Below are 18,791 nucleotides of genomic sequence, written 5' to 3'. Positions count from 1 at the left end.
GGTTGGCGTCCCTCTGCGCGGGTACCTGGCGGGAAGGCGGACGAATCGGTCCACCCCGCGCCTGACCTGACCGGAGGATTCCAGATGTCGACCTCGGTGCTACCGCCCGACGACCCGGCACGTGAGTTCCTGCATGTGCGGCCCGGCGATCCGGGACTGGCCCACCTGGCCATCGCCGGTGGCATCTACACGGTGCTCGTGACCGGAGAGCAGACCGCCGGCCGGTACTGCCTGATCGACATGCGGGTACCGCCGGGCGGTGGGCCACCGCCACACCGGCACGACTTCGAGGAGATGTTCACCGTGCTCGACGGCGCGGTGGAGTTCACGTTCCGCGGCGAGCAGCGTGTCGCGCGAGCCGGTGAGACGGTGAACATACCGGCGAACGCACCGCACTTCTTCCGCAACAACTCCGATCAGCCGGCCCGCCTGCTGTGCATGTGCACCCCCGCCGGCCAGGACGAGTACTTCCGCAGGGTGGGCGATCCCGTCGACGGACCCACCGCACCGCCGCCGTCCCTGAGCCCCGAGGAACAGGCCGAGCGCCGGGAACGTGCCGCCCGGCTGGCCGCCGACCACCGCACAGAGCTGATCGCCCCTTGACCCACCCTGATCGGGGGCGGCCCGGCCGGTCACCACACCTTCGTGACCCTCACCGGGCCAGCTTCCGGTTGAGGTACCGCTGCTCCGGCAGGCTCGCCGTCAGTCGGGCGGCGATCCGATACTGCTCCTTCGCGGCTTCGACGTCGCCGTCGAGGTCGAGCAGGTGCCCACGCACGGCGTACAGCCTGTGGTGGCGGCGCATGGCGGCATCGTCCAGCAGCGGTTCGAGCATGGCGAGACCGGCGGCCGGATCGTGGGCCATGGCGACGGCGACCGCGTGGTTCAGCGTGACGACCGGACCCGGCGCGATCCGGCCCAGCATGTCGTAGAGCACGCTGATCTGCAGCCAGTCCGTTTCCGGGTACGTCGCGGCCTCGGCGTGCACCGCGGCGATCGCGGCCTGCAGTTGGAACCTGCCCAGGTGGCCGCGGGGAAGGTGTCGTTCCAGCAGTTCGACGCCCTCGTCGATCAGGTCGCGCCGCCAGAGGGTCCGGTCCTGCTCGGCGAGCGGCACGAGGTCACCGGCGGTGTCGACCCGGGCGGGAGACCGGGCATGGGTGAGCAGCATCAGCGCCAGCGCCCCGGCGACCTCGGCGTGATCCGGGAGTACGGCGTGCAGTTGCCGGACGAGCCGGATCGCCTCCTCGGCCAGCGGGACGTCGAGCAGTGCCTCGCCCGATGTCCGGGCGTACCCCTCGGTGAACACCAGGTGGCACACGTCGATGACCGCCGCGACCCGGTCGGGCAGGTCCCGCGGTGCCGGCATGACGAACCGCGCACCGGCCTGCCGCAGCGCCGTACGTGCCCAGGTGAGCCGCTGCGTCATCGTGCGGACCGGGACGAGGTACGCGGCGGCGATCTGCTCCACGCCGAGGCCGGCCACCGCCCGTAGGCAGAGCGCGACCTGCGACGGGCGGGTCAGCGCAGGATGGCAGCAGAGCAGGAACAGCCGTAACGTGTCGTCACGGTCGGGCGTGGTGATCTCCTCCGTCGGGTACGGCTGCTGGGCGGCGAGCAGCGTCTCCCGGCGTACCCGGGCCGAATCCGTCCTGGCCCGGTCGATCAGCCTTCGCGAAGCAACGGTGATCAGCCATGCCCTCGGCGTCTCGGGCACCCCGTCGACGGGCCACCGGACGGCGGCCACCTCGGCGGCGTCCTGGAGCGCCTCCTCACAGTCGCCGAGATCGCCATATCTGCGCAGCAGCGCCCCGAGGACGTGCGGCGCCTCCTGGCGCCACACGTCCGCGAGGACCGAACCCGTCACTGGTCGTCGCCACCTGGCCACATCAGCGGCCGCAGCTCCACCGTCTCGTCCGGCCCGGAGAACCGGGCGGCGACCTCCTCGGCACGCGCCTGGCTGTCCACGTCGATGAGGAAGAAACCGGCGAGGTGCTCCTTCGCCTCCGAGTACGGCCCGTCGCTCGCGAGCGGCTCGCCGTCCCGCCACCGGTACAGCCGGGCGTTGGCCGGGTCACCGAGCGCCTCACCGCCGAGCAGTTCGCCGTTGGCCTGCAGCTCGGTCATCACCTGCTCGAACTCGGCGTTCAACCGATCGCGTACGTCGGCCGGAAGTGCCTGGTGGGCCGCGAGGTACTCACTCGTCGGGTGGCCCCAGGGCTGCGGGTTGGAATGGATCATGATGACGTACTTCATCGGGTCTCCCAGCATCGTGCACGACGGCCGTTCCGTCGCTCCCCTGATACGACGAAGCGCCCCGGCCGGTGTCTACATCCTTCACCAACCTCGCCGACGGGTTCCGAGGTCGTCCAGGTGAAGCGGCAGGTCAGGCGTTGTCGAGCAGGAATGTCCGGATGAGTTGGGCGCACTCGGCGGCGTGTGTTTCCAACAGGAAGTGCCCGGCGTCGTAGATGTGCGCGTCCATCCGATCCAGGGCGCGGTGGTAGGCGAGGACCTCGTCGACGTCGAAGTACGCGTCGCGCCGTCCCCACAGCACGAGCGCGGGTGGCTGGTGCGCCCGGTGGTACTCGGCGATCTCGTCGAACCGGGCGACGTGGTTGGCGTAGTCGCGGAACAACGCGAACTGTGCGTCGACGTTGCCGGGCCGGCTCATCCGCTCCCAGTCGAGGTGCCACGACTCGGGCGGGTGCAGCGTACGCAGGTGTTCGGGCAGCCCGGCCAGGTACTGGTCACGGGTGCCGGCGAAGTTCAACCAGTCCGGCAGCTCGGCACGGTTGGCCTCGGTCGGGTCGGCCCAGTACGCCCTGGCGGTGTTCCACTGCTCGCCGAGGCCGTCCTCGTGCGCGTTTCCGCTCTGCACGATGAGCCCACTGACGCGATCCGGGGCGCGGGTGGCCAGGTGATATCCCACCGGTGCGCCGAAGTCGTGCAGATAGACGAAGAAGCGCTCGATCCGGAGCTGGTCGAGCAGACCTTCGATCGCCCACCCGAGGTTCTCGAACGTGTAGTCGTACTCGTCGACGGTCGGCGACGACGACATGCCGAAGCCGGGGAGATCGGGCGCGACCACGTACGCCACGTCGGCCAGCGTCGGAATGACCTCGCGGAACGTGTGTGACGAGCTGGGGAAACCGTGCAGCAGCAGCACTGTCGTCCGACCGGGTCGCCCGGCCTCGCGGAAGAACACCTCCAGCCCGTTGACCTCGGCCTGTCGATGGCGGATCTTCTGGATCGCCTGCATTCGCTCCTCCTTCTGACTCCTGCGGAAGGGTGGATCGTCCAGATCACGCACCAGCCATCGTGCCGGACTGCGAACCTGCCTGCTCGGAGCCAGGTACCCGGATCTGCGGCCGCCCCGGAGGACGACCGGCGCAGACCCGCCACGGGGCAGCGGCTAGCCTGCCGTCATGGCGAGCACCGAGTTGGACGAGTTGATCGTCGCGGACGCCGAGGCGCTGCGTGCCTGGTTGTCGGCCAACCACGGCACGTCGCCGGGGGTCTGGCTCGCGTTGACCAGGAAGGGCGGCACGGTCACCACCCTGACCTGGCAGCAGGCGGTCGACGAGGCCCTGTGCGTCGGCTGGATCGACGGGCAGGCCCGTAAACGGGACCAGGAGTCCTCGTGGATCCGGCTCACCCCGCGCAGGTCCCGCAGCGCCTGGTCACAACGGAACGTCGCCCACGTGGCCCGGCTGGAGGCGGAGGGACGGATGCTGCCTGCGGGCCGCGCCGCGGTGGAGGCCGCGAAGGCGGACGGACGGTGGGCCGCCGCCTACGCCCCACCGTCGGAAGCCGAGGTACCGGCCGACCTGTCCGCCGCGATCGCCGCCAACCCGGCCGCCCAGGCCATGTTCGAGGTGCTCACCAAGACCAACCGGTTCGCTCTGATCCACCGGCTCAACGCCGTGAAACGGGCGGAGACCCGCGAGCGGAAGATCGGCGAGTTCGTCGCCATGCTGGCCCGGCACGAGACGATCTATCCACAGAAGGCCAAGCCGCCGAACTCCGACGGTCGGTAGCCCGGGAAACCGGCAGGGACGGGCAGCCCGGGATCCTGCGGTCCGGAGCTTGTTTGTAAGTGGTTACTACTGTAAGACTGCCCGCATGGAGGCACAGCGCAGTACCGCCCCCCGGCGACGGGCGGACGCCGTGGACATCGGCCTTCGGGTCTTCGCCGACCACGGCCTCACGACGGCGTCGGTGCAGAAGGTGGCCGACCGGATGGGCGTCTCGCAGCCGTACGTCTTCCGGTTGTTCGGCAGTAAGCGCGACCTCTTCCTGGCCTGCCTGGACGAGCTGGAGACCCGCATCCGGGATGTGCTCCGGCAGACGGCCGCGCAGACTCCGGACGGGCCGTTGCCGGCGATGCGGGCCGGCTTCCGGAGCCTCATCGCCGATGGCGTGATCACCGGCTTCTGGTTGCAGGCCTGCGCCGCAGCCCGCTCCGACGAGATGATCGCGGCGCGGTGCCGGGCAGTGCTGGTAGGCATCCTGGACGAGGCCGACCGGCACTCCACCGCCGGGCCGGAGGAGCTGCGCGACACCCTGGCGCTCGGTGCGCTCGTGGTGATGCTGCAAGCGCTGGGCGTGGACCTGAGCGAGGGCAGCCAGGCGGCGATCGACTCCCTGCGCGCCGCCGAGGGATCGTCGTGAACCAGCCTCCCGCCGCCTACCGAACCAGCCCCGATCGAGAGGAGTACCACGTGAACGTCTTCGGACCGGTAGCCGACCTGTACGAGACCACCCGGCCGGGATATCCGCCCGAGATCGCCGAGACGATCGTCAGCTACCACGGCGGCACGCCGACCTCGGTGGTCGAGATCGCCGCCGGCACCGGCAAGGCCACCCAGGTTCTCGCCCGGATCGGCGCACCGCTCACCTGCATCGAGCCCGATCCGGCGATGGCCACCACGCTGGCCGGACGATTCCCCGACGCCCGCATCGAGCGCACCACGTTCGAGCAGTGGTCACCACCCGACGGCGGGGTGGGGGTGCTGGCCTGCGCCATGGGCTGGCACTGGCTGGACGCGGCAACCCGCAACACCCGCGCCCGGCAGGCACTCGCGCCCGACGGCACGCTGGCGGTCTTCGGGCACCGCTACGACTACGCCGACACCGACCAACGGGACGCGGTCCGGTCCGCGCTGCACGCCGTCGACCCGACGGTACGGGAGCGGCCCGCGGACTGGTTCCACCGCGACATCGTCGAACGCGGGCAGTTCGTCGACGTCCGCACGGAGATCTTCCGACGCCACCTGCGGCTGGACAAGGAGCAGTACCTCGGCCTGATCCGCACCTTCGGGCCGTACCTCTCCCGGCCGCCGGAGCTGCAACAGGCCGGGTTGACCGCCCTCGGCCGACTGGTCGACGACTTCGGCGGAAGTGTCGTGCTCGATCTGCGTACCACGCTGGTGCTGGGCCGCGCTCGACGGCAGCGCGATGCTCGGTGACCGGTGGGGCGTGACGCAGAGCGAGACCCAGCGCCACTATCCGTGCGACGACTTCGTCACCCGACCCACCCTGCGAGCCTGGCGAGGCGTACGGGTCAGGGCGCCGGCCGCCCTGGTGTGGCCGTGGGTCGCCCAGGTGCGACTCGCGCCGTACTCCTACGACTGGATCGACAATCTCGGCCGGCGCTCGCCCCGACACCTCGTCGGCCTGCCCGAGCCGCGCGTCGGCGAGTCGTTCACCGCCGTCGGCGGCCGACCGACCGGCCGGATCGTCTCGGTCGAGCCGGGGCGACAACTGACCGGCGAGATTCTGGGCGGCTTCGTCTCCTACGTCCTGGTGCCCGAGGAGCAGGACACCCGCCTGCTCTTCAAGGTGGTGATGGAGACGAACCGCGCGGTAGCGCTCGGGTTCTGCCTCGGGGACCTGGTCATGGCCCGACGGCAACTGCTGAACTTCAAGCACCTGGCCGAGCACGGCAGCTACTGAGAATCGCACCCGGCCCCCCGCCGTGGCCGGGACCGCCGGACCGCCGGCCGCACAGACGGGGCAGCTCGACAGCCTCGCACAGTGGGAACCCGGCGCCCGACGTGGCTCGGCGACCCCGGGTGTCATGCACGGTGGCTGGGCAGTGCCTAGAATCGCCCCCTGACGGCCGCCCCCATGAAAGGGATTCGTGATGACCGATCCCAAAATCGATTCAGCCCGGCCGAGTAGTGCCCGGGTGTGGAACTACCTCCTGAACGGCAAGGACAACTTCGCCGTCGACCGGGAGTTGGGCGAGGCGCTGCGCGAGGCGCACCCGGGGATCGTGGCGGTCGCACAGGCGCAGCGAAGGTTCCTCGTCAAGGCGGTCACGCTGCTCGCCGGCGAGGTGGGCATCCGGCAGTTCCTCGACATCGGTACCGGCCTCCCGACGGCCGACAACACCCATGAGGTCGCGCAGCGAGTCGCCCCCGAGTCACGGGTCGTATATGTCGACAACGATCCGCTCGTGCTGGTGCACGCGCGCGCCCTGCTGGCCAGCTCGCCCGCGGGAGAGACCGCATATGTGGACTCCAACGTGGAGGATCCGGAGCGGATCCTGAGCGAGGCCGCCCAGACGCTCGACTTCAGCAAGCCCGTGGCCCTGACCATGATCGGCATCCTGGGCAACGTCGCCGACTACGCCGAGGCCCGCTCGATCGTCCAGCGGCTGCTCGCCGCCGTGCCGTCAGGCAGCTACCTGGCGGTGAGCGACGGGACGAGCACCAGCGTGCAGAGCGTGGAGAGCCAGCGGATCGCCAACCAGAGCGGCCACCCGTACCATCTGCGCACGCCCGAGGAGATCGGCGGCTATTTCGAGGGCCTGGAGCTGCTCGATCCCGGCGTGGTGTCGACCTCGCTGTGGCGGCCAGAGCCGGGAACAGAACCGGCCGCCCTCGACGTGTACTGCGCGGTCGGCCGCAAACCGTAACAGGGCCCCGTTCCACCGTGCGCTGACCCGGTCACGCGTCGGGAACGATGACGCCAGCCGCTCCTCGTACAACTGACCCACCTATTCAACCCTGGGTAATGTATCCTTCACTAATTTCCGTCGATTCGGGGCTCTGACTCGACCGGCCAGGTGACCACACCACACCTCCACCAGTTGCGGAGGTATCGATGGACGACAGCCAGGCGTTCGACGTTGACGTGGCCGTGTTGCGCGACTTCGCCGGCCGACTTACCACGCTGGCCGAGGAGGCGGAGGACCTCGCCGGGGAGCTCAGGGCCATTACCGCGGCGACGGGCCGCGTCGACAGCGACCAGATGGGCGCTCTGGCCCCGGGCGACGTGGCAGCGGCGTTGTCGCAGCTCGGTACCGCCTTCAACGCAGACAACAGCAAGATCCTCACCGCCGCCACCGGGTACGCCGAGTCCGAGGGACGAGCGACCGGCACGTTCGGCAAAATTCGGCAGGCAATCTGATGACCGGGTACGCCACCGCCACCGCCACCGTCGGCGGCAATCCGGCCCAGTTGCGGGACATGGCCGCCAGGCTCGGCCGCCTTGCCGAGCGGGTCAGCTCGCTGGCCGGATCGGCCGACAGCCAGACGACCGGCACCACGGAATTCTGGCGTGGATCGGCCGGCACCGCCTACCGCGCGCGAGCTAAGCGGCAGGTCAGCACGCTGCGGGCACTACCTCCGCCGTTGGTCTCCGGCGCCGCGGCGTACGAGGAACTCGCCACCCGGCTGAGCGCCGCGCACCACCGTGCGGCCGCTGCCGTGGAAGCCTCGACACGACTCGGCCTGGGGGACACCGACCTCGTCAACCACCCTGGAAACGTCGCGGCGTTCCTGCTGCGCCACCCTGGGCATTTCGGCACGCTCGCCGGGCTCATCGGCGAGATCCTCGGCGCACGACAGCAGGCCGACGACGCCCGCGACCGGTTCGTCGCCGAGATGGCCGGTATCCGGCAATCCACCCAGGAGGCCGAGGGCGACCGGCGTGAACCGGACGAACGCGACGGTCGACGCATCCGCAACGACGAGATCTTCGGCCGTTCCGAGGGCGGCGACCGGGGTGGGGGCCACCTCGACAACGACTGGGCCGGGCGGGCGATCCTGGAGCGTTACCTGCGTGGTGGGGACGACTGGACGATCGTCGACGACGAGGACTGGTCCCGTTACATGATGGCCAACGAACGCCTACGCACCCAGCTGACCGACCCGGCGCAGCAGGAGGCGCAGAATGCGCTCGCCAACTACCTCGACGGTCGCGGCCCGGCCGGCACATTCGGTCGGCAGTTCGACGCCGAGATCGAGAACGGCGAGGGCATCGTCGGCTACCAGTACCTGCACGGTACGAACGCCGAGGCGGGCCGGTTCGAGTTCAACGGCACCACGTCGGTCGCCCCGCAGCCGAACGGCACCTACCAGGTCACACTGAACAGTGGTTACACCTGGAACGACGTGATCGACCCCAACCCGCAGTACACCACCGACACCTGGAAGAGCCGGTTGGCCGAGGTCCTCACCTTCGGCCAGGCCGACCCGTACGACATCCACCTGACATGGCACGCCGAAACGACGGTGCTGCTGGACAGTTCGGGTAACGTGCTGAGCATCGAAGGGTACCCGGCGCCATGAACCGTACATTGACGGTGGCCAGCGCGATCCTGCTGGTCGCAGTGGTGGCCGGCTGTGGCATCTTCGGTCGCTCGTCCGGCGCGGAGGACCGGTTCGTGCGACCGGACGTCCCGCGCGACTCCCCCTCCGGCCGCTATGTCGCGTCACTGGTCCCCGGACCGGATCAGGACGGTATCAGCACCCAGGTGGTGGTCATCCACGACGCACAGGGGACCGAGGTGTTCCGCGACGACTACGCCTACAGCGGCCGGCACGGGGTCGGAGTGGTCTGGCGTTCGGACCGGGACCAGCTCTGGATCCTCTCCTCCGACGTCGGCACGGCGTACGTCCAGCAGCAGGATTCGACCTGGGTTAAGACGGCGATCACTCCGGAGACCCGGGGCGACATTCCGGGTGAGATCGCGGAGCTGCGCTGAGCGCTTGGCGGTGCCCGGGAGGCCCGCTGGGCAGCATCGCGAGCGGGACGCCGCTGCTAGTCGCGGACGTCCCCTGGTGCCTCGACGGATTCCCGGGGTCGTGGCCGCTGGGCCGGGGTCTCGACTCGGGTGAACCGGATCGAGCCGGCGGAAAGGTCGGGGTGCTCCACCTCCAGGGCCACCGCCGCCGCCTCCTCCAGGGTCAGCTCGGCACCGGCCGCGTACGCGGTGTCGAAGGCGTCGTCCCCCATCAGGTTCCGCAGCGCGGTCTGCTCCTGGAGCCAGTACGCCCCGAAGGTCCCCGGAGTGCAGCGCATCGCCGAGCGGGTGAGCTGGGCCGCGCCGAAGAGTCGCGCCGCCGACCTCGGGTCCCCGCCACCGGCACAGCGCACCGCGATCGCGTTGACCGTGTCGCACGCCCTGGCCAGATAGCCGTAACTCATCCGCGACCGCAACGCCACGACCAGGTGGTCGTGCGCGGCGACGAGATCGCCCCGGGCCAGCGCCACCATGCCGAGCAGCATGTCGACGGAACGCTTGCCGCGCTCGGTCGGCCGGCTCGCCTCCACCGGCCGGGCCGCGCCGAGCAACTCGGCCGCCTCGTCCAGGGCACCCCGGCGCCAGAGCAGCTCCGCCAGGCTGTAGACGGCGACCAGCGCCTCACCGGCCACGCCCTCCGCCTCGGCGTCGGCGATCACCTCCCGGCATACCCGCTCGGCCTCGGCGAACTGTCCCATGTCGATCAACGGCGCGGCCCGGCCGGCGAGTACCCGGATCAGCAGGCCCGCGTCGCCGGCCTGCCGCGCGGCCGACTCGGCCCGCTGCGAGAAGCGCAGCTCCTCGGCGAACTCACCGTCCGCGCCGGCATGCTGCGAGTGCATGTGGTACGCCGCCGCCAGCTCCGCCTCGGGGATCTGCTCACCGGTCTCGGCGATCCGGCCGTAGAGCCGGAACAGCCACAGCCGTCCCTCCCGGGCCAGCCCGCGCTCCCGCCACCACTCGTCCAGCCCGCTGGTCAGTTGCAGCCCCTGCCGGGCACTGCCACCGGTGACCGTCCAACGCAGCGCGGCCCGCAGCTCGTCGGCGAGCGGGTCCAGCGCATAGAGCGAGAGGGTGACCGGCCGGTCGTCCGGACCCAGGTAGGCCCGCTGCAAGGCGTGCAGTGACCAGGCCACGTGCCGGTCCCGGGCGGTCTGCTCCTCCCCCGCGTCGACCAGCCGGCGCGCCGCGTACGCCCGGATGGGGTCGAGCATCCGGTAGGTGCTGCCGGAGACGTTCGGCTCGGCCTGGATCATCGACTTGTCGACGAGTACCGAGAGCGGGTCGAGCGGATCGTCGTTGAGCAGCCACTCCACAGTGGCCAGGTCGACCGGGCCGGAGAAGACCGCCAGCCAGCGCAGCAGCCGGGCCGCCCGGGGACCGAGCGTCCGGTACGACCAGGTGACCGTGGCCTGCATGGTGACGTGCCGTTGGGTCGCCGACCGCTGCACCGCCCGTACCCCGGCCGGCGGTGCCACCCCCCGGGCCGCCGCCGCCAGGTCCACGGTGTCCTGCTGGTTGGCGACCCAGCTCCGGAACATCGCCGCCGGAGCCGGTTCCACGTCGTCCCGGCCCGCGTCCAGGGCACCGAGTACGTCGTCCAGCCGCTCGGCGAGCTGGCTGGCGGAGAGTACCCGCAGCCGGGCGGCGGCCAGCTCGATCGCCAGCGGCAGCCCGTCCAGCCGGGTCACCACCCGTTGCAGGTCGGCCGACTCGGCCGGCCCGGACCGGCGCCCACCCCGGGCCGCAGCGGTCCGGTCGAGCAGCAGCGTCACCGCCTCGCTCGGCCCGCCACCGGGCGCCGGGTCGACGGAGAGCGGCGGAATGCGCCAGATCACCTCGCCGGGCAGCCCCAGCGACTCCCGGCTGGTGGCCAGCACCCGCACCCCGCTGCCGCCGGCGAGCAGCCGCGAGATCACCTCGGCGCAGGCGGCCGGCTGGGCGTCGCAGGTGTCGAGCACGACGAGCATCCGCCGGGACGCGGCGAACTCGACAAGCGTCTCCAGCATCGGCCGGCCCGGCTCCGGCCGCAGCCCGAGGACCGCGGCGACCGCGAACGCGACAAGCCCCGGATCGGTCACCGTGGCGATGTCGACGAACCAGACCCCGTCCGGGTACGACTCGACCACGCCGCCGGCCAGCTCGACCGCCAGCCGGGTCTTGCCGGCACCGCCGGCACCGACCACCGTCACCAGCCGGTGCGAGTCGATGAGCTGGTCCAACTCCTCCCGCTCGGCCTGCCGACCGACGAAGGAGGTCACCTGGGTCGGCAGATTGTGCGGGATCGCGTCGGCGGTGCGGGGCCGGGGGAACTGGCGCTCCAGTCCGGGGGCGACGAGTTGGAAGAGCCGCTCCCGGTCGTCGAAGCCGCGCAGCCGGTGCAGGCCGAGGTCGAGCAGGGAGGCACCCGGCGGCAGCGGCGCGGCGTGCTTGGCGGTCGCACCTGAGCAGAGCACCTGGCCGCCGTGCGCGGCGGCGGCGATCCGGGCGGCCCGGTGCACCTCGGCGCTGGCGTACTCGCCGTCGCGCGGCTCGGCGTGCCCGGTGTGCAGGCCCATCCGGACCCGGGGGGTGGCCTCCGGGGTCGGCCACTCGTGGTTGGCCAGTGCGCGCTGCGCGGCAAGCGAGGCGTCCAGCGCGGAGGAGGCGTCGGCGAACGCGACGAAGAACGAGTCGCCCTCGGTGAAGAGTTCCGTACCGTCACTGGCGGCCAGCGTCGCCCGCAGCAGGCGCCGGTGCTCGCTCAGCACCGGCCGGTAGCCCGGACCGAGCATCTGGGCCAGCCGGGTGGAGCCCTCGATGTCGGTGAACATGAATGTCACCAACCCGCTCGGCAGGTGGATCCGTGCTGACATGCCTGGAACCTCCCGCCCCCTGGAAGTCGCGTTCATGCTGCCGCATATTTACGGGTTGGCCCATCGTAGAAACGGACGGCGCGACCCCGTACCAAGGTGCTAACCGGGGACTGTGCCACGAAACCGACATCACGGTCGCGAACTGTCCTCACTGTCCGGGACGGGAGGGGGCCGGGTCCGGACAGCCGGGCCGCCTCTCAGCAGCCGCAACTCCCGCCGCAGCAGCCGCCGCCGCTCGGCGTCACCGGCGCCGGGGCGGAACCGCCCGCACCTCGACCGGTGAAGGCGACCGTCGACAGTAGCTTGACCGTGTCGTCGTGCCCCTGGGGGCAGGACGCCGGAGCCGAGGCCTCGGCCATCGGCCGGTTCAACTCGAAGGTGTCGCCGCAGGCGCGGCAACGAAACTCGTACCGGGGCATACCAACAGCGTACGACCAGACCTGACGTTCGACGGTGGATGGGTAATACTCGACGGGTGGCGGAGCGCGAGGAGACTTCTACGACTCGACCACTGCGACCCGCGGCACCGGTCTTCGACGGGCCGCTGGCCAGTTCGGGTGCCGCCCCGGAGCCGGATCTCGATCCACCCTCGGTCGCCGTGCCGCGCCCGCGCACCGAGGCCGAACCCACCCCACCCGCCGACCCGCAACCGGCCGCCGAGGCCGAGGCGCTAACCGCCCCGAAGCCGGAGGCCGCCGCCACGACCACGGCGACGGCTACCCCGGCGGCGGGCAAACCGGGCGGGACCGCCGTCGGCAAGCCGGGCGAGACCCCGGCGGGCAAGCCGGGCGAGACCCCGGCGGGCAAGCCGGGCGAGACCCCGGCGGGCAAGCCGGGCGAGACCCCGGCGGGCAAGCCGGGCGAGACCCCGGCGGGCAAGCCGGGCGAGACCGTCATCGATCTCGATGCACCCGCGACCACGCCAGCCAGGCGAAACCGGCGGATCCGGGTCCGGTTCGCGCACGCGGTCACCCGCTGGCCGTCACCCGGGGCGGTACGCGCCTGGTCGAAGCGGCCGAGCGGCCGGCTCACCCTGCCGGCGCTGCTGCTCTTCGCCCTGGTGGCCACCACCGGCGCCGCGGGCGCGTTCCTGCTCCCGGCCACCGCGCGCCAGGCCCAGTCGGCGGATGCGGGTGCCGACACAAGCCCGGCAGCACCCTCGCCAACAGTCCCCGGATTCCCCGGGTTCCCGGGAAGTCCCGGGTTCCCCGGAGGTCCGGGCGGGCTGCCCTCGGGGTTTCCGACCCCACCGGCCTTCGGTACGCCGAGCGTGCCGGCACCGCCCTGGAACGCGACCGGTGGGCGCCCCTCGGACGTACTCGCCGGCTGGGCGGCACAGATCGGGCCCCGGGTCGGGATCTCCACCACCGCATTGCAGGCGTACGGCTACGCCGAACTGCGGGTCGGCCAGACCACCCCCGGCTGCCAGCTCCGCTGGACCACGCTGGCGGCGATCGGGCACGTGGAGTCCTCGCACGGGCGGGCGAACGGGGCGGTCCTCGGCGCGAACGGCATCTCCGCCCCGGAGATCATCGGCGAACCGCTGGACGGCAAGGGCGGCCGGATGCGGATCATGGACACCGAGGATGGTCGGCTGGACCGGGACGCCACCTACGACCGTGCGGTCGGGCCGATGCAGTTCATCCCGACCACCTGGGAGGAGATCGGGGCGGACGCCGACGGCGACGGGCTGAAGAACCCGCACAGCATCGACGACGCGGCTCTGGCTGCCGGTAACTATCTGTGCAAGGGAGGCCGCAACCTGTCGGTCTCCTCGGACTGGTGGAACGCCATTCTTTCCTACAATGACGTGCGGCCATATGCCCAAGCGGTGTTCGAGGCGGCCAACAAGTACGGCACGGACAGCAGAACTTAGCGTAATGTCCTCGACACATTGACGAACTGGGCACTTTCGCCAGGCTGCGGTTGACGGCAAGCTAGACGGGTGATGGTGCGCGAGTGGGATCCCCGGACCGCCCCGGCCGCCGAGATCGAGTCCTTCCTGGACGCGCTCAACGCGGTCTTCGCGGCCGACCTACCGGAGGATCCCCTGTGGGAGAACGGCATGCTCCGGGAGTACCTCTGCGAGGTGATGCCCGGCGAACGCCGCATCTCCTGGATCGCCCAGGACGAACCCTCGGCCGAGGGGCAGCCGGGGCGCATCCTCGGACACACCCACGTACTCCTGCTGGGTGACATCGGCGTGCTGGAGGTGCTGGTGCACCCGGATGCCCGGCGCAGCGGGCTCGGGCGCAGGCTGATCGCCACAGCCGCCCGCCGGACCTACCAGGAGGGTTTCCGTTCGATGGGCGTCGAGGTCATCGGCGACACCCCGGCGGTCGCCTTCTACGAGGCACTCGGTTTCGCCCGGGAGTACGAGGAGGACCGCAGCGTACTGCGGCTCGGCACCGTCGACTGGGTCGCACTCGGCGAGATGGCCCAGGGAATCGGTCCCGGATACCGTCTGGAGTTCTGCCCGGGCGGTCCGCCGGACGAGTTGATCGAGGCGTACGCGATGGCGAAGGCGGAGACGCGCGACATTGACGACGGTGACCTGGATCTGCGCCCCAGTTCACACGATCCGCAGCGTCTCCGGGACAGCCTGAACTGCCTGCACCGGCGCGGTATGAAGCCGTACATCGTGCTCGCGATCGAGGAGAAGACCGGCGTCGTCGCCGGACTCACCGAGGTCGTCGTGCCGGCCCAGCATCCGACCCGGGCCGACCAGTGGGACACCATCGTCGGCCAGGAACACCAGGGCTACGGAATCGACCGGGCGATGAAGGCGCGGATGCTCTTCGAGCTGCGTACGGCCGAGCCGAAGCTTTCCGAGGTGCAGACCTGGAACGCCCGGACCAACGAGTCGATGCGGGCCGTCAACGCCGACCTCGGCTTCCAGGCCGACCGGGAGTGGTACGAGTACGGCGTCGACGTGGCCGAGCTGGTGCACCGGCTGGACACCGGCAGTTGAGCGCGGCGCGGCCGGGCCGCCCCGCCGCAGCTCAGTAGCGTTCGCGGAGCATCCGGGCCGCGTCTACGGCCCAGTAGGTGAGGATGATCTGGGCGCCGGCCCGGCGGATCGAGGTCAGCGTCTCCAGTACCGCCCGGTCACGGTCGATCCAGCCGTTGGCCGCGGCGGCCTCGACAGTCGAGTACTCGCCGGAGATCTGGTAGGCGGCGACCGGCACGTCCACCTCGGCCCGTACCGCGGCGACCACGTCGAGGTAGGGCAGCGCCGGCTTCACCATCACCATGTCGGCGCCCTCGGCGACGTCGAGGCGTACCTCCCGGAGGGACTCCCGCAGGTTCGCCGGGTCCTGCTGGTAGCTGCGGCGGTCGCCCTGCAACGACGACTCCACGGCGTCCCGGAACGGGCCGTAGAACGTGGAGGCGTACTTCACCGCGTACGCCAGGATGCCCGTGTCGGTGTGTCCGGCGGCGTCCAGTGCCCGCCGGACCACCCCGACCTGGCCGTCCATCATCCCGGACGTGCCGACCATGTGCGCCCCGGCCTCGGCCTGCGCCACCCCCATCTCGGCGTACGCGGCCAGGGTGGTGTCGTTGTCGACGGTGCCGTCCGGGGCGAGCACTCCGCAGTGTCCGTGCGAGGTGAACTCGTCCAGGCAGAGATCGCTCATCACCACCGTGGCGTCACCGACCTCGGCGCGGACGTCCCGGATCGCCACGTTGAGGATGCCGTCGGGGTCGATGCCGCCGGAACCGGTCTCGTCCTTCTCCACAGGTATCCCGAAGAGCATGATCCCACCGACGCCCGCGTGCACCGCCTCGGCCGCCGCCTTGCGCAGCGACTCCCGGGAGTGCTGCACCACACCGGGCATCGAGGCGATCGGCCTCGGCTCGGCCAGCCCCTCCTTGACGAACATCGGCAGCACCAGCTCCGCCGGGGAGAGCCGGGTCTCCTCGACCAGCCGGCGGATCGCCGGGGACCGCCGCAACCGGCGCGGGCGGATCTCTGGGTACGACATGAGCACTCCTCACGGCCGTCCGGTCGACACCCGACCCGGCGTCTGCCGGGCCGGCTGGGCCACCGACGGCCCTAGGATCGATGGTGCCTGAAGGACCGAGCGGACTTCACATCCGATGGTGCTACAGAACGATGGTGCTACAGAAATCCGGCAGAGGTCACCGGAACCGCAGCGCGGTCGGGCCCTGGACCTTCGAACCCCGGCGCTGCTTGGCCGGCATCGCGGCCAGCTTCTCCCGCAACTCCACCGCGTACGACGCCAGCGCCTCCACCAGGTCCGGCACCGAGGCGTGCGCCGGCTGGGCGTCCACCCGAAGGCCGAACTCGGTGGCGGTCTCCGCCGTCTTCGGGCCGATCACCGCGACCACCGTCCGGGCGTGTGGCTTGCCGGCGATGCCGACCAGGTTGCGCACCGTGGAGGAGGAGGTGAAGAGCACCGCGTCGAAGCCGCCCGACTTGATCGCGTCCCGGATCTCGGCCGGCGGCGGGGCCGCCCGCACCGTCCGGTAGGCGGTCACGTCGTCGACCTCCCAGCCGCGCTCGGTCAGCCCGGCGGCGAGGGTCTCGGTGGCGATGTCGGCGCGGGGCAGCAGTACCCGGCCGACCGGGTCGAGGATCTCGTCGTGCGGCGAGAACTCGGCGAGCAGCCCCTCCGAGGACTGCTCCCCGGACGGGATCAGCTCCGGCTGGATACCGAAGGCGCGTACCGCCTCGGCGGTCGGCTCACCGATGCAGGCGATCTTGACGCCGCCGAAGTGCCGGGCGTCCAGCCCGTGCTCGGCGAACTTCTCCCAGACCGCCCGGACCGCGTTCACCGAGGTGAAGATCACCCAGGCGTACCTGCCGTCGACCAGTCCCTTGACCGCCCGCTCCATCTGGGCCGGGGTACGCGGCGGCTCGACCGCGATCGTCGGCACCTCGCACGGGATGGCGCCGTACTCGCGGAGCCGGGCACTCATCACCCCGGCCTGCTCCTTGGTGCGCGGCACCAGCACCTTCCAGCCGTACAGCGGGCGGTTCTCCCACCAGCTCAGCTTGTCCCGGTGCGGGACACCGGCGCCCAGGGTGAGCACCACCCGGCCGGTGAAGCCGAGCGCGGCGGCGACGAAGCTGTCCACCGTCGAGGTGGTGGTGTACTGCGTCTCACCGGTGCCGTCCCCGGTCACCGCGACCGCGGTGGAGCCGTCCACCCCGACCGCGAGCAGCCCGTCCCGGATCGCGGCGAGGTCACCGGCGTCCACCGCCAGCGCGAGCGAGCCGCGGTTGACCGCCGCCGCCAGCGCGTCGAAGTCCATCGCGGCGACGTCGTCCACGTCGGCGGCGGTGCGTACCCCGGACAGTGGTACTCCGGCGTAGGTGGCCACCCCCTCGGCCTGGCCGACCCCGGGCACCACCTCGAAGTGCACGGCGGTACGCGCCACCGCCTGCACCTCCTTGACCACCGAGTCGTGCCCGAACGGGTCACCGGCGACCAGGTGTACGGCCGACAGCCCGGAGCGGGCCGCCGAGAGCAGTACCTTGGCCACGTCACCCGGCGCCCCCTCGGCCGGGGTGAACTGCGCGTCCTCCTTGGCCTCGGCCTTGACGGCCGTGAGCAGGGCCTCGGGCACGCTGCGGTCGTATACCACCTGGTCGGCGCCGACCAGGGCGTCGTGCGCCCGGCGGGTCAGCAGGCCGGGGTCGCCGGGTCCGGCCCCGACGAACGCGATGCGGCCTGCGGGCTTACGGGTGCCGATCATTCTGTAGCTCCAAGATGCTGGGTCCTCGCGCCGGATTCCTTTGGCGCCCCGAGGATCGAGTCGGCGCCGAGGTCGAGGAGTTCGGCGGCGAGCGCCTTGCCGATCTCCGCCGCCTCGGCGGGCGTACCGGTGCGGGACAGCCGGATGTCACGGGTGCCGTCCGGACTGATCACCGCCCCGCGCAGGTAGATCTCCTCGCCGTCGTCGCCCTCGGCGACTTCGGCGTACCCGGCGACCGGTGCACTGCACCCGGCCTCCAGGGTGGCCAGAAATGCCCGTTCCGCGGTGACCGCGGCCCGGGTCGGTGCATGGTCGAGCGCACCGAGCAGCTCGACCAGTTCCGCGTCGTCGACCCGGCACTCCACCGCCAGTGCCCCCTGTGCGGGTGCCGGCAGCATCAGCATCGGGTCGAGCGTTTCGGTGATCTCGTCGGCCCGGCCGATCCGGGCCAGCCCGGCCCGGGCCAGCACCACCGCGTCGAGATCCGCCTCCGGGCCGCGCACCCGGGCCAGCCGGGTGTCCACGTTGCCGCGGATCGGCACCACTGTGAGCTGGAGCCCGAGCGCGTGCAGCTGGGCGATCCGGCGCAGCGCACCGGTGCCGACAGTGGCGCCGGGCGGCAGCTCGGCGAGGGTACGCCCGTCCTGGGCGACAAGCGCGTCGCGCGGGTCCTCCCGGGGCGGTACCGCCGCGATGTGCAGCCCGGTCTCACCTGCCGTCGGCAGGTCCTTGTACGAGTGGACCGCGAAGTCGATCTCTCCGGCGACGAGCGCGTCGCGCAGTGCCGAGACGAAGACCCCGACGCCCAGCCGGTGCACCGGGGCGGTGGACCGGTCGCCGGTCGTGATGATCTCGACCAGCTCGACCTGCCGGCCGGTCGCCGCCGTCACCGCGTCGGCGACCATCCGGGACTGGGCGAGGGCGAGGGTGCTTCCCCGGGTACCGAGCCGCAGGGCGGTCATGCCGGCACCTCGATCCGCTCGGCGAGGTCGGCCCACCCCGGGGCACTGGTCCGGCCGGTACCGGCCTGAACCTCGGTCATCGTTCTCCTCCGGATTGCTGTCGGGGCACCGATGCGCGCAGGGCCGGGCCGGCGTCCAGGTCGGCCTGGCCGCCGACAGCGGGCAGGTCACCCAGGCCGGGCAGGCCGGCGAGACCGGTCAACCGGTTGCCGG

The 18,791-nt window shown here is 71.4% G+C and carries 19 protein-coding genes; 11 read left to right on the top strand and 8 right to left on the bottom strand.

Annotated features, from left to right (window positions below; genetic code table 11):
* The first annotated feature begins 84 nt into the window (after positions 1-84).
* Positions 85-603 carry a cupin domain-containing protein gene (locus CLT71_RS26165; protein ID WP_486483455.1) on the top strand — a complete coding sequence of 173 codons (519 nt, stop codon included), beginning with the start codon at positions 85-87 and terminating at the stop codon, positions 601-603.
* Between the two features lie 49 nt (positions 604-652).
* Here the strand turns inward: CLT71_RS26165 and CLT71_RS26160 are convergent, their stop codons facing one another.
* From CLT71_RS26160 to CLT71_RS26150, 3 genes are all read right to left on the bottom strand, one after another.
* Entirely contained in the window at positions 653-1,867 is a 1,215-nt protein-coding gene (locus CLT71_RS26160) for an RNA polymerase sigma factor (RefSeq protein ID WP_486483454.1), read from the bottom strand.
* On the bottom strand, positions 1,864-2,256 hold the full coding sequence (locus tag CLT71_RS26155) for a YciI family protein (RefSeq protein WP_101369449.1): 393 nt from the start codon (positions 2,254-2,256) through the stop codon (positions 1,864-1,866). The genes CLT71_RS26160 and CLT71_RS26155 overlap by 4 nt, the downstream gene beginning before the upstream one ends.
* 130 nt (positions 2,257-2,386) lie before the next feature.
* Entirely contained in the window at positions 2,387-3,262 is an 876-nt protein-coding gene (locus tag CLT71_RS26150; RefSeq protein WP_101369448.1) for an alpha/beta hydrolase, read from the bottom strand.
* Between the two features lie 166 nt (positions 3,263-3,428).
* Between CLT71_RS26150 and CLT71_RS26145 the strand changes: the two genes are divergently transcribed.
* The 8 genes from CLT71_RS26145 to CLT71_RS26110 all read left to right on the top strand — a co-directional run bounded on the left by CLT71_RS26145 (position 3,429) and on the right by CLT71_RS26110 (position 8,998).
* Positions 3,429-4,040 carry a YdeI/OmpD-associated family protein gene (locus CLT71_RS26145; RefSeq protein ID WP_101369447.1) on the top strand — a complete coding sequence of 204 codons (612 nt, stop codon included), beginning with the start codon at positions 3,429-3,431 and terminating at the stop codon, positions 4,038-4,040.
* 85 nt (positions 4,041-4,125) lie between these two features.
* On the top strand, positions 4,126-4,674 hold the full coding sequence (locus tag CLT71_RS26140; RefSeq protein ID WP_101369446.1) for a TetR/AcrR family transcriptional regulator: 549 nt from the start codon (positions 4,126-4,128) through the stop codon (positions 4,672-4,674).
* Positions 4,675-4,724: 50 nt separating this feature from the next.
* Positions 4,725-5,471 carry a methyltransferase domain-containing protein gene (locus tag CLT71_RS26135; RefSeq protein ID WP_158242311.1) on the top strand — a complete coding sequence of 249 codons (747 nt, stop codon included), beginning with the start codon at positions 4,725-4,727 and terminating at the stop codon, positions 5,469-5,471.
* Positions 5,472-5,481: 10 nt separating this feature from the next.
* Entirely contained in the window at positions 5,482-5,958 is a 477-nt protein-coding gene (locus CLT71_RS26130; protein ID WP_486483453.1) for a polyketide cyclase, read from the top strand.
* Between the two features lie 190 nt (positions 5,959-6,148).
* A complete protein-coding gene (locus tag CLT71_RS26125) occupies positions 6,149-6,925 on the top strand; it encodes an SAM-dependent methyltransferase (protein ID WP_101369443.1) in 777 nt (258 codons plus the stop codon).
* 188 nt (positions 6,926-7,113) lie between these two features.
* The gene (locus CLT71_RS26120; RefSeq protein ID WP_101369442.1) at positions 7,114-7,419 is read left to right on the top strand and encodes a hypothetical protein; all 306 of its coding nucleotides are present in this window, start codon (positions 7,114-7,116) and stop codon (positions 7,417-7,419) included.
* Positions 7,419-8,582, top strand: coding sequence for a WXG100 family type VII secretion target (locus CLT71_RS26115; RefSeq protein ID WP_101369441.1), 1,164 nt, complete (start codon positions 7,419-7,421; stop codon positions 8,580-8,582). Before CLT71_RS26120 ends, CLT71_RS26115 begins: the two co-directional genes overlap by 1 nt.
* Positions 8,579-8,998, top strand: coding sequence for a hypothetical protein (locus CLT71_RS26110; RefSeq protein ID WP_199187726.1), 420 nt, complete (start codon positions 8,579-8,581; stop codon positions 8,996-8,998). Before CLT71_RS26115 ends, CLT71_RS26110 begins: the two co-directional genes overlap by 4 nt.
* A 56-nt stretch (positions 8,999-9,054) precedes the next feature.
* Here the strand turns inward: CLT71_RS26110 and CLT71_RS26105 are convergent, their stop codons facing one another.
* On the bottom strand, positions 9,055-11,892 hold the full coding sequence (locus tag CLT71_RS26105) for a winged helix-turn-helix domain-containing protein (protein WP_101369440.1): 2,838 nt from the start codon (positions 11,890-11,892) through the stop codon (positions 9,055-9,057).
* A gap of 197 nt (positions 11,893-12,089) precedes the next feature.
* Entirely contained in the window at positions 12,090-12,311 is a 222-nt protein-coding gene (locus tag CLT71_RS26100; RefSeq protein WP_101369439.1) for an FmdB family zinc ribbon protein, read from the bottom strand.
* A 56-nt stretch (positions 12,312-12,367) separates the two neighbouring features.
* Between CLT71_RS26100 and CLT71_RS26095 the strand changes: the two genes are divergently transcribed.
* Both CLT71_RS26095 and CLT71_RS26090 read left to right on the top strand, forming a co-directional pair.
* Positions 12,368-13,768 (top strand): lytic murein transglycosylase, encoded by a 1,401-nt coding sequence (locus CLT71_RS26095; protein WP_101369438.1) that lies wholly within the window; start codon positions 12,368-12,370, stop codon positions 13,766-13,768.
* A gap of 72 nt (positions 13,769-13,840) precedes the next feature.
* On the top strand, positions 13,841-14,863 hold the full coding sequence (locus CLT71_RS26090) for a GNAT family N-acetyltransferase (RefSeq protein ID WP_101369437.1): 1,023 nt from the start codon (positions 13,841-13,843) through the stop codon (positions 14,861-14,863).
* A 31-nt stretch (positions 14,864-14,894) separates the two neighbouring features.
* Here CLT71_RS26090 and hemB read toward each other — a convergent pair whose 3' ends face one another.
* The 3 genes from hemB to hemC form a co-directional block, all read right to left on the bottom strand.
* The gene (gene hemB, locus CLT71_RS26085) at positions 14,895-15,878 is read right to left on the bottom strand and encodes a porphobilinogen synthase (protein ID WP_101369436.1); all 984 of its coding nucleotides are present in this window, start codon (positions 15,876-15,878) and stop codon (positions 14,895-14,897) included.
* 157 nt (positions 15,879-16,035) lie between these two features.
* Positions 16,036-17,616 carry a bifunctional uroporphyrinogen-III C-methyltransferase/uroporphyrinogen-III synthase gene (locus CLT71_RS26080; RefSeq protein WP_101369435.1) on the bottom strand — a complete coding sequence of 527 codons (1,581 nt, stop codon included), beginning with the start codon at positions 17,614-17,616 and terminating at the stop codon, positions 16,036-16,038.
* The gene (gene hemC, locus CLT71_RS26075; protein WP_101369434.1) at positions 17,613-18,578 is read right to left on the bottom strand and encodes a hydroxymethylbilane synthase; all 966 of its coding nucleotides are present in this window, start codon (positions 18,576-18,578) and stop codon (positions 17,613-17,615) included. Before hemC ends, CLT71_RS26080 begins: the two co-directional genes overlap by 4 nt.
* Positions 18,579-18,791 lie beyond the last annotated feature (213 nt).

Source organism: Plantactinospora sp. CNZ320 (assembly GCF_002846275.1).
This window is presented reverse-complemented; position numbering and strand designations above follow the sequence as displayed.